This is a genomic window from Phocaeicola sartorii JCM 17136 = DSM 21941, from assembly GCF_054653615.1.
The window spans coordinates 3783263-3801108 of record NZ_BAAIFW010000005.1 but is presented as its reverse complement, the minus strand read 5'-3'; the positions used below and the strand labels follow the sequence as shown (position 1 = coordinate 3801108).

Annotated in this window: 11 protein-coding genes; all 11 read left to right on the top strand. The window is 42.4% G+C overall.

Annotation, left to right across the window (positions count from 1 at the left end; translation table 11 throughout):
* The first annotated feature begins 9 nt into the window (after nt 1-9).
* Nucleotides 10-1932 carry a glycoside hydrolase family 127 protein gene (locus tag ACYQ0C_RS16130; RefSeq protein WP_016275554.1) on the top strand — a complete coding sequence of 641 codons (1923 nt, stop codon included), beginning with the start codon at nt 10-12 and terminating at the stop codon, nt 1930-1932.
* Between the two features lie 128 nt (nt 1933-2060).
* Nucleotides 2061-4697 (top strand): endo-acting ulvan lysase-like protein, encoded by a 2637-nt coding sequence (locus ACYQ0C_RS16125; protein WP_025077219.1) that lies wholly within the window; start codon nt 2061-2063, stop codon nt 4695-4697.
* Between the two features lie 141 nt (nt 4698-4838).
* Nucleotides 4839-6776 carry a glycoside hydrolase family 97 protein gene (locus tag ACYQ0C_RS16120; RefSeq protein WP_016275556.1) on the top strand — a complete coding sequence of 646 codons (1938 nt, stop codon included), beginning with the start codon at nt 4839-4841 and terminating at the stop codon, nt 6774-6776.
* Nucleotides 6777-6929: 153 nt separating this feature from the next.
* The gene (locus ACYQ0C_RS16115) at nt 6930-8579 is read left to right on the top strand and encodes a glycoside hydrolase family 43 protein (protein ID WP_016275557.1); all 1650 of its coding nucleotides are present in this window, start codon (nt 6930-6932) and stop codon (nt 8577-8579) included.
* Between the two features lie 16 nt (nt 8580-8595).
* Nucleotides 8596-9819, top strand: coding sequence for a glycoside hydrolase family 88 protein (locus tag ACYQ0C_RS16110; protein WP_016275558.1), 1224 nt, complete (start codon nt 8596-8598; stop codon nt 9817-9819).
* 204 nt (nt 9820-10023) lie between these two features.
* A complete protein-coding gene (locus ACYQ0C_RS16105) occupies nt 10024-10386 on the top strand; it encodes a BlaI/MecI/CopY family transcriptional regulator (RefSeq protein ID WP_025019748.1) in 363 nt (120 codons plus the stop codon).
* A 33-nt stretch (nt 10387-10419) separates the two neighbouring features.
* Entirely contained in the window at nt 10420-12306 is a 1887-nt protein-coding gene (locus ACYQ0C_RS16100) for a M56 family metallopeptidase (RefSeq protein ID WP_016275560.1), read from the top strand.
* An 8-nt stretch (nt 12307-12314) separates the two neighbouring features.
* Nucleotides 12315-13658, top strand: coding sequence for a tetratricopeptide repeat protein (locus ACYQ0C_RS16095; RefSeq protein WP_016275561.1), 1344 nt, complete (start codon nt 12315-12317; stop codon nt 13656-13658).
* A 113-nt stretch (nt 13659-13771) separates the two neighbouring features.
* Complete coding sequence (locus ACYQ0C_RS16090; protein WP_016275562.1) at nt 13772-15880, top strand: TlpA family protein disulfide reductase; 2109 nt, start codon at nt 13772-13774, stop codon at nt 15878-15880.
* A gap of 261 nt (nt 15881-16141) precedes the next feature.
* Nucleotides 16142-16687, top strand: coding sequence for an RNA polymerase sigma-70 factor (locus tag ACYQ0C_RS16085; RefSeq protein WP_005843052.1), 546 nt, complete (start codon nt 16142-16144; stop codon nt 16685-16687).
* Between the two features lie 128 nt (nt 16688-16815).
* Nucleotides 16816-17790, top strand: coding sequence for a FecR family protein (locus ACYQ0C_RS16080; protein ID WP_016275563.1), 975 nt, complete (start codon nt 16816-16818; stop codon nt 17788-17790).
* Nucleotides 17791-17846 lie beyond the last annotated feature (56 nt).

Here is a 17846-nt window from a genome sequence, read left to right as displayed (position 1 = left end):
AAAAAGACAATGAATAAGAAAATTTTAGTTGTTGCCGGGTTATTGGCTATGTCGGGTGCTTTGACGGCCCAGTCTGTTTATCCCGGCCAACATGCCGGAAAGTTGAAGAGAGAAACCGTGGCTCCGATGAAAGTCAAGAGTTTTGATTTGAAAGATGTTCGTTTGCTTCCAAGCCGTTTTCGTGAAAATATGATGCGTGATTCTATGTGGATGGCTTCTATAGATGTGAACAGGTTGTTGCATAGTTTTCGTACCAATGCGGGGGTATTTGCCGGTCGTGAGGGTGGATATATGGCAGTAAAGAAGTTAGGCGGATGGGAATCCTTGGATTGTGAGTTACGTGGACACACCACAGGGCACTTGCTTTCTGCCTACGGCTTGATGTATGCGGCAACCGGCAGTGAACTGTTCAAACAAAAAGGGGATAGTCTGGTGAATGGTCTGGCGGAGGTACAAACCACATTGGGTAACGGCTATCTGAGCGCTTATCCTGAAGAATTGATCAATCGGAATATTCGTGGCACCAGTGTATGGGCACCGTGGTATACTCTTCATAAGCTGTTTTCGGGATTAATAGACCAGTATCTTTACAGTGACAATCAGAAAGCTTTGGAGGTTGTTGTCCGTATGGCCGATTGGGCATATCATAAACTCAACCCATTGGATGAGGCTACACGTCAAAAGATGATACGGAATGAATTTGGTGGAGTGAATGAGTCTTTTTATAATTTGTATGCGATAACCGGGGACGAACGTCATCGGTGGCTGGCTCAATTCTTTTACCATAATGAAGTGATTGATCCGTTAAAGGAACTACGTGATGATTTGGGTACTAAACATACCAATACATTCATTCCGAAAGTGATAGCCGAAGCTCGCAATTATGAATTGACAGAGGATGAGAACAGCAGAAAGCTATCCGATTTCTTTTGGCATACTATGATAGACCATCATACATTTGCCCCCGGATGCAGTAGTGACAAGGAACATTATTTTGATCCGGCCCAATTCTCCAAGCATGTGTCAGGTTATACCGGGGAAACGTGTTGTACTTATAATATGTTGAAACTGTCCCGTCATCTGTTCTGCTGGACAGCCGATGCTGCCATTGCGGATTATTATGAACGAGCCCTTTACAACCATATTTTGGGACAGCAAGATCCTCAGACCGGTATGGTGACATATTTCCTGCCCTTGCTTTCGGGTTCGCATAAGGTGTATAGTACGAAAGAAAACTCTTTTTGGTGTTGTGTGGGCAGCGGCTTTGAAAACCATGCTAAATATGGAGAAGCCATCTATTATCACAATGAAAAAGGCATTTATGTGAATCTTTTTATTCCTTCGGTAGTCAACTGGCAGGAGAAAGGATTGACTCTCCGCCAGGAAACGGATTTTCCGGCAGAGGAAACCACAGTTCTGACCATAGGAACCCACAGTCCTGTAGAGACTACGGTTTATCTTCGTTATCCTTCGTGGAGCAAGGAAGTGAAAGTCGCTGTAAATGGTAAAAAGGTGGCGGTGAAGCAGAAGCCCGGTTCATATATTGCTATCACTCGTCTATGGAAAGACGGTGACCGTATTACGGCTGATTATCCCATGCGTCTTCGTGTGGAAACGACTCCGGATAATCCTCAAAAGGGAGCGTTGGTTTATGGGCCGGTAGTGCTGGCCGGCGAACGGGGAACAGAAGGAATGCAGGCACCTGCGCCCGATTCCAATCCTGCTTTGTACAATGATTATTATACGTATGATTATCATATCCCTGCAGGACTTCGCACCACGTTAAAACTCGATGTCAAGCATCCTGAACGCAGTGTACGGCGTGTCGGTACGGAATTAAAGTTTACGACTTCGCAAGGAGATGTGATAGAACCGTTGTACAATATTCACCGGCAGCGTTATGTGGTATATTGGGATTTGGAGGAAGAATAAATTTCATCATTAGATGAGTAAATGAATCCTTTGATTCGTATTTATATGTGGTTTGACTAATCAAATGATATAGGAATATGAATAAAGGATTCGTTTTTATTTTCAGGTTGGCAGTTCATGGAATCAGAATGAAAAAGATTCTAGCCGCCTTTGTTTTTTGGATGGGATGTATGTTGGCTGTTCAGGCGCAGCAACACCCTTGTGTATATGTTGCTCCGGCGGATAGAGCGTCCGTTCTGCAAAAAGTGAAAAATGAGCCTTGGGCTGGGGAAGCCTTTGCAGCTATCCGCTCCAAAGTGGAAAAATATGTGGATCGTCATCAGACTGATCCCAAATGGATAACCTCCCGGATGGCCATGTATTGGAAAGATGGAGAGCACTATACCCAATGTTATTTGAAAAAGCAGAATTGGGACTATGGAGAGGGAAATGCTCCTGTTCCCACTGTAAGAATGCCGGGAATGCGTACCTGGAATAAGTATGTCAATGTTCCGCTGGAGGACCGCACTCCTTATAATGAAACAGGCGATATGTGGGGGATCAATAAATTAAATCCTTCGGAGCCTCCGGTAAAAGTGCCTTATAAGGAAAGCGGGCACATGATACGGGGGAATAATATCGAGATCCTGACATTGGCAGAAAATGCCGCTTTTGTTTATTGGGTGACAGGAGAAGAAAAGTTTGCCCGTTTTGCCACAGATATATTTAATGTGTGGCTGGTAGGCACGTATTATATGAATCCTATTCTGGACCCCGGAAAGTCATGTGGCAGTGCCGGTGGTTGGGAGCCGGGAGGTATTTGCGGCTATTATGATTACGAACAGATACATGATGATTTGGTAATGCATGCGACAATGGCGTATGATTTTGCTTTCGATTATTTGATACGGCATCCTCATGCTCATCTGAAAGAAATTGGGAAAGATACAAAAACGGTAGCTGCCGAAGTCTTTAAACGTTTTATCAATATAGGGCTGGTACGCGGTGGCAAATCGGGTAACTGGAATGTGAACGGGTGGAATATAATGCTGCGTCCTATGTTGGTGCTCGATCATAATGAGGCTTATGCTGACGGTAAAGGAAAAGAGTATTATTTGAATTTGCTGGTGAACGAATCGACTCCCTATCATGATGCCATTCCCGATATATTGAAGACTTACGATCGAGTGACAGGGCTGTGGCCGGAATCTCCCGGTTATTCATTCGGTACAGTGCAGTCATTGCTTGATTGGGCGGCTCCCTTGAAACGTGCCGGGATAGATATCATAGCCGGTAACCCCATCTTGCAGAAAGCTGCAATGGCTGTATTTCCTTGGATGGACGATGCAGCCAATATGGTGGTGTTCGGTGATTCACGTGGGGGAAGTGCTAATTTCCAGACGTTTGAAAATCTGCTGACTTATTATACCGGAACAGATAACAAGGAGGGAGTGGAAAAAGTGGCAAGTGCCTTGAACAAAGGGATTTCTCAAAAGAAATACTCCAGAAATAATGCCGGTTGGACAGGGCTTTGTACCTATACAGCTACCATCCCGTCTGTACGTGCAGAGAGTAATGAGCGTGCGTCTTATTCTCCCCATCATCGTTTCATTACAATGAAGAACTGGGAGGGAGATTATAAAATGATGTTCAATCTGTATGGTGGTAAAAAAGGATACCATCTCACTCCGAACGGGTTGGCTTTACAATTCTATGCGTATGGTTATGCGCTGGCTCCGGATGCAGCGGCTTATGAGTCCTATTGGAGCAAAGATCATGGATACCATCAGTCTCCTACAGGCTCTAATACGGTATTACCCGGATATACGGAAGGAGAGATCACTATTCATGCTATGGAGCCTATGGTGAAGGAGGGAGAATTCGTAAATGATAAGGAATTAACTCCTTACCTCAACTTTGCCGATGTGTCTGCCGGTGAGAAAAGAAGAATGGTCGCTATGGTCCGTACTTCGGGGAATAGTGGTTATTATGTGGATATTTTCCGGTCGGACAGGGCGGATAATGATTATTTGTTCCATCATGTAGGTACTTCGATGGAAATCACTGATTCGGAAGGGAACAAGCTTCCCGGTGAGGCTTTGGAGAAGTTTGACAAAACGTGGCATGAAGGATATCATTGGTTTTCCAATCTGCATAAATCCGATTATAACCAGAATTTTATCGCTTCATGGAGTATGCCCGAAGATATAACGGCGCGTTTATGGATGACAGGAGGTGAGGGACGTGAAATTTATCAGGTGGATGCTCCCCCGACTACAATGAATAAAGGGTTGACTCCCGGCGATATTTGTATGCCTCCTATGCCGACTCCTGCTTTGATTGTCCGTCAGGAAGGTAATAATGCTCAGACTCATCCTTTTGTTTCTGTTTATGAAGCGTATAAAAAGAATGGTCCGAATGTGCTCGGTGTAGAAGCCTTGCAGGGAGATGATGACTGTACCGGGGTGAAGGTGAATACGGCGGACGGATATGCGGATTATCTGTTCAGTGCGACGGACATGCAGGCTCATCATCCTTCCAAACGTGTTTCATTCTGTGGCGGGTTAGGATTGATAAGAGAAAAAGAAGGTCAGATTCAACTGATGTATCTTGGCTGTGGCCGTTCACTAAAGAAAGGTAACTTTGTTTTAGAATCGGATCATGACGTATATGCTGCAATCTATATGCAGCATGGTGCTTGGTACTATTCAGCAACCGGTCCTGTACGGGTGAAAATAGGAAAAGAAACCAAAGAACTGAATGAAGGTTACAATCAAAAATTATAATTTTTTTGTGCTTCCTTATTCACCGCAGGGACTAATGCTGAAGGTCTCTGCGGTGAATTGTTTTATCCTATAGATTTTATTTTTCTTTTCGTTGAGTGAGTTTTCCGATTCATCCGTACTACTAATTAAAAAGTAATCATTATGAAAAAAATAATACTCATAGCATGTGCGTTGACCTGTACGGCTTCGCTTTATGCAGGTCATTCTAAAGAATTGAAATTGACGTCCCCGGAGGGAGTTCATGAAGTCATGTTCAGGCAGGAGAAAATTTCTTCTTCGGTAAATGAAATAATATATCAGGTAAAGTATAGAGGCAGAGAGGTTATCGGAAACTCCCGTGCCGGTCTTCAGCTGGATAACCGTACTTGGGAACTGGCGCTTGCCCGTAAAATAAATCAAGTAAAATGTTGGATGGATAATTTGGAGGTGGATAGTGTGATCTATCAGCCTGCTGTCAACAAGTCTTGGCATCCTCTGTATGGAGAACGTAGTACGGTTCGCGAGGCGTATAATGAGGCAACCATGTATCTTTCCAAAAAAGACGGTTCCAATTATCGTTTGAATATTGAAGTGCGCGCGTACGATGAAGGCATCGCTTTCCGTTATTTTTTTCCTGAACATCCACAGGCCATTTTTCATAAAGTGGTGGGGGATCTGACTGAATATACATTTTCCCCCGGTGCGATGGCGTGGGCGGAGCAATGGGCGCAAGCGCCTTTTGAGCACCTTGCCATTAACGATATTAAACAGCCGGTGGAACGGGCTTTGACTGTGGAACTTTCCAACGGGCTGTGGGTGGCTTTGACTGATGCCGATGTAGATGACTGGTGTCTTACTAAATTTGTAGCTTCTCCGACTAAACAGAATACACTGACTTCGGTCATGTACAGTCCTGTGGATATTGTCACTTATTACGCCACCCCATGGAAAGTTATCATGGCAGCCGATAAACCGGGAGAATTGCTGGAACACAATGATATCATCCAGAATCTGAATCCTCCTTGTGAGATAACCGATACGGACTGGATCAGGCCCGGAAAGATTATGCGTGAAACGACTATTACCACCGAAGGGGCCATAGCCACAATTGATTTCTGTGCCGCCCATCATATTCCTTATATGTTGTTCGACTGGCAATGGTATATGCCTTGTACTTCTCATGACGGAGATGCCACAAAGGTGGTTTCCAAACTGGACATGCCGCGTGTCATTGCATACGGTAAAGAAAAAGGGGTAGGTGTATGGGTGTATGTCAATCAGCATGCCCTGATGAAACAGATGCGTGAGCTTTTTCCATTGTTGCATAAGTGGGGAGTTGTAGGTGTGAAATCCGGTTTCGTACAGTATGCCAGTCATCGTTGGGCTACTTGGCTGCATGATATGGTTCGTTTGGCTGCCGAAAACAAATTGTTGATTAATATTCATGATGAGTTCCGTCCATCCGGTTTCAGCCGTACTTATCCTAACTTGCTCACTCAGGAAGGGATCCGGGGGAATGAGGAATTTCCCGACGCTACGCATAATACGATTCTGCCTTTTACCCGTATGATTAATGGAGCGGCGGATTATACCATCTGTTATTTCGACAAACGCCTGAAGAACACCCATGCTCATCAGTTGGCGGCTTCATTGATTTTTTACAGTCCTTTACAAACGATCTTCTGGTATGACCGCCCTGCATTCTATCAAGGGGAGCCCGAAATAGAATGGTTCGAGAATCTGCAAACCGTATTTGATGATACAAAAGTATTAGAAGGTGCTCCGGGTAAGCATATAACTATGGCGCGTCGCAAGGGTAATGAGTGGTTTGTAGGAGCTTTGACTAATAATGAAGGTTCTGCTCAATCGGTAAATCTTTCATTTTTAGATAAGGGAAAGACCTATCTGGCCCGTATTTATACGGATGGGGGAGATAAGATAAAGACCCGTACTCAGGTGAAATGTACCCGTCTGTTGGTGGATTCTTCTCAAATCATGCAGTTTGCATTGAAGCCTGGGGGCGGTGTAGCCATGCAACTCGTGCCAGTGACGGATCAGGAAATAAAAGAATATAAAAAGTATAAAGGACAAGTATTATAAAAATAACCACTTTCGTTGAGTGTATTGGTTTTCTTGTCCGTATTATAAACAGATTAGGTTAACAAATGAAGGTTAGGTGATTTTTTTAAGTTTAATGGGGTACGTTTTTTAAGGTAAGAATGATTGTTTCAGGGCATTTTTAAATAGGTAAGAATGAAAAAGATAGTGATTATAGCGGCTTTAATATGTGGTGCATGGCAACAGGCAGATGCTCAGTATGTATCGAAGGTATGGGTATCCGATCAGAAGGACGGTACGTATATTAATCCGATTATTCATGCGGATTACTCTGATCCGGATGTTTGTGCCGTAGGTGATGATTTTTACATGACCGCTTCCAGTTTTGGCTGCGCCCCGGGATTGCCCATTCTTCATTCAAAGGATTTGGTGAACTGGCGTTTGGCAAACTATGCCTTGAAGGAGATAGAGCCGGCCGGCTTCTTTAACGCTCCTCAACATGGAAAAGGGGTATGGGCACCTTCTATCCGTTACCACAACGGTGAGTTTTTTATCTATTGGGGAGATCCCGACTGGGGTATTTTCATGGTAAAGACTAAAGATCCGCTGGGTGAATGGGAAAAACCGGTCTTGGTAAAGGCCGGGAAAGGAATGATAGATCCTACTCCGTTGTGGGATGAGGATGGAAAAGTGTATCTGGTACATGCGTGGGCGGGCAGTCGTGCCGCATTCAATAGTGTGATTACGGTTTGTGAGATGAATGCGGAAGGTACAAAAGTCATTAGTGAACCTGTATTGGTTTTTGATGGTAATGATGGGGTGAATCACACCATCGAGGGACCTAAGTTCTACAAACGTAATGGATATTACTACATTTTGGCTCCTGCAGGAGGAGTGGTGACAGGTTGGCAGTTGGCACTTCGTTCCCGTAGTGTGTATGGTCCATACGAATCGAAAATTGTTATGGCTCAGGGGGATACAGACATAAATGGTCCTCATCAGGGAGGATGGGTGGAAACTTGTACAGGCGAGTCTTGGTTTATCAATTTTCAAGATAAAGCGATGTATGGTAGAGTTTTGCACTTGAATCCTATGAAGTGGGAAAATGATTGGCCCGTAATTGGAGTGGACAAGGATGGAGATGGGTGTGGTGAACCTGTAAAACGCTATAAAAAGCCGGATGTAGGCAGGACTTATCCTATAGAGACACCGATTGAGAGTGATGAATTCAACACAAGGCAATTGGGCTTGCAATGGGAATGGCATGCCAATTACCAGGATACGTTTGGCTTTACCTCTGATTTGGGTTACATTCGTATATATGGACATATTTTGTCCAAGGATTTTGTGAACTTCTGGGAGGTGCCGAATCTCTTGTTACAAAAATTCCCTGCCGAAGAATTTACGGCGACTGCCAAACTGAAAGTTTCGGCGAAAGCGGACGGACAGCAGTCCGGACTGATAGTGATGGGGTGGGATTATGGCTATCTGGGTGTAGTAAAAGAAGGTGATAAGTTTATATTGAATCAAGTGGTCTGCAAGGATGCGGAGCAACGGACTCCTGAAACAGTGACCCGTCTTGCGGAATTACCTGTAAGCCGTCGGTTCGGAGCCGGGCGCTATCCCAATTATGAGCGTGATATTTATTTGCAGGTGAAAGTAACTAAGGGAGGTATCTGTTATTTCAGCTACAGTCTGGACGGCAGGAAATATACATCGGCCGGAGTGCCTTTTACCGCTCGTCAGGGTAAGTGGATAGGAGCGAAAGTAGGATTATTCAGCACAGCTCCTTATGGCAAGGAAAGAGGTTGGGCAGATGCCGATTGGTTCCGCATCAAGAAGTAAAAAAGAAAGGATAATTATGAATACAAAAAATCTATTAGTAGGTATAGGGTTATGTCTGCTTTCAGCCTGTACCGAAGTGGACAACAAACTGGAGGTGGACAGGGCTTTGGAATATTGTGATCGCCAGGTACATCGTACTTTGGAGGTTATGCATGGAAAAGGGCGGGAGGTGGATTACACTATGATGCCTCGTAACATAATGGATGGCCAGTATGACTGGAACTATCGTAAAGTGAGTAAGGAAGAATGGTGCGGAGGTTTCTGGCCGGGCATCTTGTGGTATGATTATGAATATACACAAGATCCGAAAATAAAGGAAGAGGCCGAAAAGTTTACTGCTTCTTTGAAATTTCTTTCGGAGATTCCTGCATACGATCATGATTTGGGTTTTTTGGTCTTTTGCAGCTATGGTAACGGTTATCGTCTGACCGGTAGTCCGGAATATAAGCAAGTCATCATCAATACGGCTGATTCGTTATCAGCATTGTTCAATCCCTGTGTGGGTACTATGCTTTCATGGCCTCGCAATGTGGAAATGTTTGGTGGTCACAATACCATCATGGACAATATGATTAATCTGGAAATGCTTTTTTGGGCAGCGAAGAATGGAGGTAATCCTTATTTGTTTGACATTGCCGTGGCTCATGCGGATAAGACGATGAAATATCATTTTCGTCCGGATTATACCTCTTATCATGTAGCAGTGTATGATACCCTGACAGGTGAATTTATCAAGGGAGTGACCCATCAAGGTTATTCGGATGACAGTATGTGGGCTCGTGGTCAGGCATGGGCAATCTATGGTTATACAGTCGTTTATCGGGAAACAAAAGATGTCCGTTACCTTGATTTTGTACAAAAGGTAACGGATGTATATCTGAAAAATCTGCCCGAAGACTATGTTCCCTATTGGGATTTTAATGATCCGTCCATTCCCGATGCTCCCCGGGATGCTTCTGCCGCTTGTGTGGTAGCTTCTGCTTTATTAGAGTTGTCCGGTTATCTGCCGGCTGAAAAAGCATTGGAATATAAACAGGCGGCTGTAAAAATGCTGACCAGCCTGAATTCCGACAAATACCAGTGTGGTAAAAGTAAACTTGCTTTCCTGCTTCATTCCACAGGACACTTGCCTGCCGGATCAGAGATTGATGCATCCATCATTTATGCTGATTATTATTATATGGAGGCACTTCTCCGCCTGAAAAGACTGACGGAGAATAAACCGATCATTGACGAATAATAGATTGTTCGGGGAAGTATATAGAGATCTGTAGTCTTCTTATAGGTAGACTATTTATGATAAGTATATCCCGTTTTCACCTACTGGTGAAAACGGGATATACTGTTTTACAGCAGGTAACTAAAGCTTTTAGTTTACTTTAACTATGAAAATTAGTTTAATAACTAAAAGTTTTAGTTCTTTGTGATAATCAAAAGAAAGATTATGAAAACGTTGACAGCAAAGGAAGAAGAGATTATGGGTTATTTTTGGGAAAAAGGCCCATTATTTGTGAAACAGTTACTTGATTTTTATGATGAGCCGCGTCCGCACTTCAATACCCTGTCCACCATTGTGAGAGGATTGGAGGAGAAGGGGTTTCTTAGTCATGAAGCATTTGGAAATACCTATCAATATTATGCCGTGGTAAGCCGTGACGATTTTAAGAAGAAGACATTGAAAGGGGTTATCAGTAAATACTTCAATAACTCTTATTTAGGAGCGGTTTCTTCGCTGGTGAAGGAGGAGGAGATTTCGCTGGATGAATTGAAACAGCTTATCCGGGATGTGGAAAAGGCACATGAATAATCCGGATAAAGAGAATAACTAAAGGTACATACTATGGGAGCATTTTTCGTATATATTGTAAAGTCGGCAGTCTGCCTGGCGGTATTCTATTTATTTTACCGTCTGTTGCTGAGCCGTGAGACATTCCATCGTTTCAATCGTATTGCCTTGTTGGGAATACTGATATTGTCTTGTGTCATTCCCCTTGCTGAAGTGACCATGAAAGAACCGATGGAAGTCAGCCAGCAGTTGCTGACTTGGGAAGAACTGCTGCTTGTGGCTGATCTCAATCAGACTGCCACTGTAGAAACTGCTCCCGTATCTGCCATTACGTGGTGTGAAGGGCTGCTGATGGCTTATCTATTGGGCATTGTATTTTTCTTTTTACGTAATGTATGGTCACTGAGCCGTATGCTGAGGCTGATAAAGGGCAGCACCCTTGTCCGTAGGGAAAATGGTATCACACTGATTACCCATCAAAAAGAAATAGCTCCGTTCAGCTGGATGAAGTTTGTAGTAATCTCTGAGAAAGACCTTAAGGAGAACGGGGAGGAAATACTGACGCATGAATATGCTCATATAAGGAAGAGACATTCCATCGATTTGCTGATAGCGGATATCTGTATCTTTTTCCAATGGTTCAACCCTGCTTCCTGGCTTTTGAAACAGGAATTGCAGAATATACACGAGTTCGAAGCAGACGAAAGCGTGATCTTACAAGGCATCGATGCAAAGAAATATCAATTATTATTAATTAAAAAAGCTGTCGGCACAAGGCTCTACTCTATGGCCAACAGCTTTAATCACAGTTCACTAAAAAAACGTATTACTATGATGTTAAAAAAGAAATCAAATCCGTGGGCACGGTTGAAGTACCTCTATGTACTCCCGTTGGCGGCCATTGCCGTGGCAGCCTTCGCCCGTCCCGAAATCTCTAGTGAGTTAGATGAGATTTCAGCCGTCAAAGTTAATGATTTGACAGCAATTATGAAAACCGAAGAGGTTAAAAGTACCGAAAATCATCCTGCCAAGGAAATAAAAGTACAGGGGCAGGTACTGGAGAAGGGTACAAATCGTCCGATTGTGGGTGCGAATGTGATCGTAAAAGGCACTACTTCAGGTACTATAACCGATTTGGACGGGAATTTTGTCATCTCAATGCCTGCCGGTGCCACTTTGCGTATTTCATACATTGATGTGAAAACGGAAGAACTGGTTGTCACGGAGGATCTTATTGCAGAGAAAAAAACTTTAAAAGTGTATTTGCAGGGGGAAGGCCAGGTAGGAAAAGATGAGGTGGTTGTAGTAGGCTATGGCGCTATGGAAGCCTCGGATGCAAATCCGGTTTTTCAAGTGGTAGAAGTGATGCCCGAGTTTCCGGGAGGTATGGCGGAATGTTTGAAGTTCCTAGGTAAGAATATTAAATATCCTGTGCAGTCTCAGCAAGCGGGTGTGCAAGGAAAAGTGATTGTGCAATTTGTAGTGGAAAAAGATGGAAGTGTATCCAATCCGAAGGTTGTCAGGAGTATTGATCCGGATTTGGACGGTGAGGCTGTCCGGGTTATTTCCATTATGCCGAAATGGAAACCGGGTATGCAGAAGGGACAGGCTGTTCGTGTGAAATATACAGTACCGGTCACTTTCAGATTAGATAGACCGGCTGGAGCGGATGATACGCATCGCATCGTGTTGAAAATGGATAGTGCTGCTATGCGTAATAATTCGGTGCATTTTTATAAAGGGAGCCTTTCTTTGGAGGATGTGAAAGATAAACCGTTACTTATCATTGATGGTAACAAAGTTCCTTATGAGCAAATGGGGAAGATGGATGCTTCTACTATTGAATCTATTTCCATATTGAAAGATAGTGAAGCTGTAAAATTATATGAGAGCGAAGGAAAGAATGGCGTTATATTGATTACCACCAAAAAACAAAAATAAATCAGGATATGAAGACATTTGTAACACTTCTGCTATGTATAATTCCTGTCTCCTTGTTTGCCCAGGTAAATAATGAAATTCTTCGGGCGATGGATAACTATGATTATGAGACGGTAATTACGCTGATTGAGCCCGATTGCGAGGATTCCTTACTGTTGGTTACTAAAGCTCAGGCGCTGAAAGCGATGAATCGTTATCCGCAGGCTATAGGGGTATTGAACTCTCTTATTTTGAAAGACAGCACAAACACGAAAGTTTTGATCGACCTTGCCGAGTGTTACAAATTGACTGGTAACTCACGTCGGGCGGCCGACTGTTATCAGAAGGCAATGAATCTGCAACCGGAAAATAAATATTTCCGGTTGCAATTCATACGCTCTTTATTAGCTTCCGAAAATTATGAAGAAGCGCGTACTGCTTGTCACGGCTGGTTGGAACGCGACTCTTTGTCGGCGACAGGATATAAATACTTGGGACAGGCATACGAGGGATTGCAGGATGCCGCCAGTGCTTTCCTAAGTTATAACATAGCTTATCGGCGTGACTCGCTGGACGCCCAGACAGTGGCACGCATTGCCGGCATTTTTAATAACAACCGGCAGTTTAAAGATGCCATTGATGTGACGGAGCGTTATCGCCTGTCCGATACGACTCATATAGATGTAAACCGCCAGAATGCGAAAGCCTACTGTATGTTGAAGGAGTACGGCACGGCGGTAAAACGCTATGAGTCACTAAAAGGACTGGGCGACCGCAGTTTCCTCACTCTTTATTATTTGGGCGTGTCTCATTATGGCGACAACTGGTTTTATGGTGCATACGATAATCTGAAGGAAGCCTATCAGAAAAATCCGATGGATGTGAATGTGCTCTATTATCTGGCAAAAGCTTCAGCACGTACGTCATGGAAAAAGGAAGGTGCGGAATATATGGAGGAGGCATTCCGCATAGCGGTCCCTTCTGATAGTATGATGGTGCGTCTTTATGACGGGCTGGCCGAATGTTACGGCTATGCGGGAGATGCGGTAAAGGAGGTGGCTACATTGGAGAAATTGTATACGTATACAAAGAAAAACTCCATTCTTTATAGAATAGCCCGGCTTTATGATTGGAAAGAAGATGCGAAGAATGCCATCCGCTATTATGAGAAATACATGGCTGCCGTTCCCGAAGACCAGCGTTATGCTTTGGATGAGAACGGAAATCCGGCGGAAGACCGCATAACACTTTACCAGCAGGCGTGGAAACGAATCAAGAAAATAAAGGAGGAAGGTTTCTTTAGAGGGGATATTCCGATAAAGTCTGTTCCTGCAGAGAAAAAAGACACGCTGGCGCTTCACCATGCGAAGTAAAACTTGATGGTATTACTTTGGCTCGCGGATATACATAAGGAATACGAAGGGGTGAAGGAGGCTTTGGATAAGGAATTGGAAAACAAGTAAGAGTGTTCTTAATAAAAGATATAATGAAACAGTTTGGTATTTTATTGCTTGCTATGGTGAGTTGTTGTCTTTTGCAGGCAAAAGACAGGGTGGTTAAACAACCGCCTTTCATCGCCCGTAATTCTTCTACTATTGAGATTGACAGAGTGGTGGTTTCAGATACGGCAACTGTACTGGATGTGAGGGCTTTTTTTCGTCCCCGTAATTGGATTCAGATCAGTAATGAAAGTTATTTGTTGGCCGATAACGGAGAGAAGTATCCGATTCGTTCCGGTAATGGAATCACTTTGGGTGAAAAATTCTGGATGCCCGATAGTGGCGAGGCTTCTTTCAGTCTTATTTTTCCGTTATTGCCTCCCACAGTGCAAGTAATTGATTTCATTGAGAGCGATTGTGAGGACTGTTTCAAGGTATGGGGAATCCATCTGGATGGTAAATTGCCGGAATTGGATGTGCCGGAAAAAGTGAAGAAACAGAATTTGAATTACGATGAACCATTACCTAAGGCTGAATTGAAGGATGGCAAATCAGTGATAACCGGACGTTTGTTAGACTATAAGAAGTATTATGCACTTCCTTTGTCTTGCAGGATTTGTGATTTGCTGACGGCAAGGTCCGAGGATACTGAGATCAAAGTGAACGAAGATGGAACTTTTCGGGCAGAGGTGGAACTTTATGCTCCGACTACGGTCAGCTTTTCAGTGGGGCGTGACATTCACTTTGATGTTTTTCTGGTTCCTGATGGTGTATTGGATATGACTGTCAACTTGCGTGAGTGGAGCCGTTCTGAAAGTAAGTTGTTGAAAAACAAGCGTGCTGATGGAAAGAAAGTTTATTTTTCAGGTACCATGGCAGCTCTGAATGATGAAATGATAACCGATGATGAACATTTGATGGATGTATGGGGGATGGTTTATTGGAACATGAATGACTTATACAATATGACTGCCGGTCAGTATAAAGCTTATTGGTTGAAAAAACATGAAGAAACCCAATCCGCTATTCGTTCCAATCAGAAAAGAAGTCGCGCATACCGGGATCTTTTATCGGCTCAGAATGATTTGCTTTGTACATTGACGTTGACCCGTGTAACCTCTAATTTGGCCTATGCTTATGTGCAGTGCTGCGGATTACCGGCTCGTGAAGCTTATCAAAAGTTTAAACAACCGGAATTGAGCGATGATTTCTATGATTATATCCGGCAGTTAAATGTACTGAACTCGCCTGCCATGCTTTATACCAATAGTTATGCTGATTTGGTAAGAGGGATGGGCTATATAAGGGTGAAGATGGATGATCAGTTGAGTGATATATTTGCGTTCATTCTCTCTTCCGATAAAGTTTCTGCCGAAGATGCTAAGATAATACGTGAGTTCAAAGCAGATGCAGATGCCGGAAAATCACCAGCTCATCAGGAGAAAATGGGGGAACTGCGGATTAAATATGATTCCTTGTTTAAGGAATTCATTTCCATGCAGCAAGACTATATTTTAAAAAAGGTAATAGCCGGATATTTGGGTACAGATCAAGGACTTTTTTTCGACTTGCAGAAAATGATGAGATATGCTCAGAAAATCAGTGACTTTACTCCATTGACTATGCAAGACTTTGGGGAGATACAGAAGATGAATGACCCTTATTATCTCAGCAGACTGACAAGGATGAACAATCGTCTTTTGGAAACGATTGAAGCTAATAAGAAAAAGAAAGGTTATAACGTTAATGAATCCGGAGAAGTAAAAGATGAAGATTTATTTTATTCCATCATTTCTAAATTTAAGGGTAAGGTGATTTTGGTTGATTTCTGGGCAACTTGGTGCGGTCCTTGCAAAATGGCTATGAAACAGATGAAACCGATGAAGAAAGATCTTGAAGGTAAAGATATTGTATATGTTTTTATTGCCGGAGAGAACTCGCCCAAGGAAACGTGGGATAACATGATTCCGGATATTCATGGAGAGCATTACCGGGTAACGGCGGCTCAATGGAATTACTTGAGCAAGCAGTTCAGCATACAGGGTGTTCCGACTTATATTATTGTTGATAAGGAGGGGGCTGTTATTCAAAAACACACCGGTTTTCCGGGGGTGGATACCGTAAAAAAAGAATTAATGAAAGCATTGGAGAAATAAAGAACGTGTTCGTTCTGCAAGAATAAAATGAATAAGAATCTGTAGGTGCTGTTGGGAAGTCAGCATTTACAGATTCTTTTTTTGATTGCATCTTTTCTTTGGCTATATTGATTGCAGATTTTCTCCGCCGATTTATTGGGTGGCTTTTCATAATGTAGAAATCTGACTTTCTATGATGTTTTTTTTCTTTGTTTAAAAAATAAGATAATATTGCTTCTTTTCTTAACTATTAATAATATATTTGTGCAGATTTTGTATGCGATGTCGGAAAAAGAACTGATTATATTATTAAAAAATGGAGATGAAAAGGCATTTACAACTTTGTATAGATTGTATTGGTCTAAAGTTTATAATTTCTCTCGTCTGTATTTGTCTTCCATAACAGAAGTTGAGGAAGTGGTGCAGGAAGTGTTTGTGAAAGTGTGGGAGACGCGTGATTTTTTACGTGCGGATGATAATTTTAAGGGATATCTTTTTATTATTACACGCAATCTTATTTTTAATCAGTTTCGTAAAAGTTTCAATGAGAATGCCTATAAACTTACGGTGTTGAGTGCTGCAATGGATTATTATGATATGGAAGATGAGCTAAGCGCAGCCGATTTAAAAGAATTTATTAAAAGGATGGTGGGTGAGTTGCCACCTCGTCAACAAGAAGTTTTTAAGATGAGTCGTGATGAACATCTGACCTACAAAGAAATTGCTACTCGGTTGAATATCAGTGAGAAAACAGTAGAACGACATATTAATGAAGCAATTAAGTTCTTAAAGAAGAACATTATGCTTTATCTGATTTTTATCTTTTAAATAATCATAGTTTATTTTTTTTTAGCAAAAATGTATCCTTGCATTGGGGGTATGTCTTTTTTGGCGTGTATTTATAGTAAGTACAGGGGAAATTTATGGATGAATTTCCGTAGGGTATCAAATAAAGGATGAAAACAAAGAACGAAGATATTATAAAAAAGCTGTTTGAAAGCAAATGCTCTTTAAGTCCGGAGGAGCGTGCGGCATTGAATAACTATGAATATGTAAATGATACTTTTCATAGACAATGGGAAGAAATGTCCGAAGAGGCAGTGGATTTGGTGAGGGAAGAAAAGATACTGAATGGTATTATGAAGAAAGTAAGAGGGCGGAGGTTTTCTTTTATAAATAAATCCTTTTATAAATATGGAATGGCTGCGATGATTGCAGTATGTATGGTGCTTTCAGCTTTGTTGTTGATGAAAAATAGTGGTGAAGAAATTATATATGTAGTGAATACCGGATACCAATCAATGGATTCCGTGAGATTGGCTGATGGTACAAAGGTTATGTTGAATGCAGGCAGCCGGCTTACTTATCCAAAAGAGTTTTCTGGGGAGAAAAGGGAAGTACAGCTTTCGGGACAAGCCTTTTTTGAAGTGACGCCTGATAAAACACACCCTTTTGTTGTAAAAACCCAGAAAATGGATGTGACTGTGTTGGGTACTTCTTTTGAAGTGTTTAGTTATGATGGTGATGAGGAGGGCGAAACGATATTGTTGACTGGAAAAGTAAAAGTGGAAGTGCTTGAAAGTAATCAACAGAAAGGCGGAAGTTATGTTTTGAAACCGAACGAAAAGTTGACATATAGCAAGACTGATGGCATTAGTCTCACTACTATTGACGCGGATGCTTATTCATCTTGGCGGCAAGGAAAAAGAATGAGCTTTAAAAATGAGACATTAGAGATGATTTTGGAACGGTTGGAAAAATGGTATGGGCAAAAGATTGAATGTGCCCCCCATATTGCCAGACATTATCGCTTTACTTTTACGATGCACAGCGAATCATTGGATTTGATTTTGAATTATATTTCACACAGTGCGCCGTTAAATTATAGATTAATAAGTAATGATCATTATATCATAGAAGAAATGAAATAGTAATTATAAAAATGATAGTATGAAAAACAATTGTGAAAACTACTGTAGACAGGCTT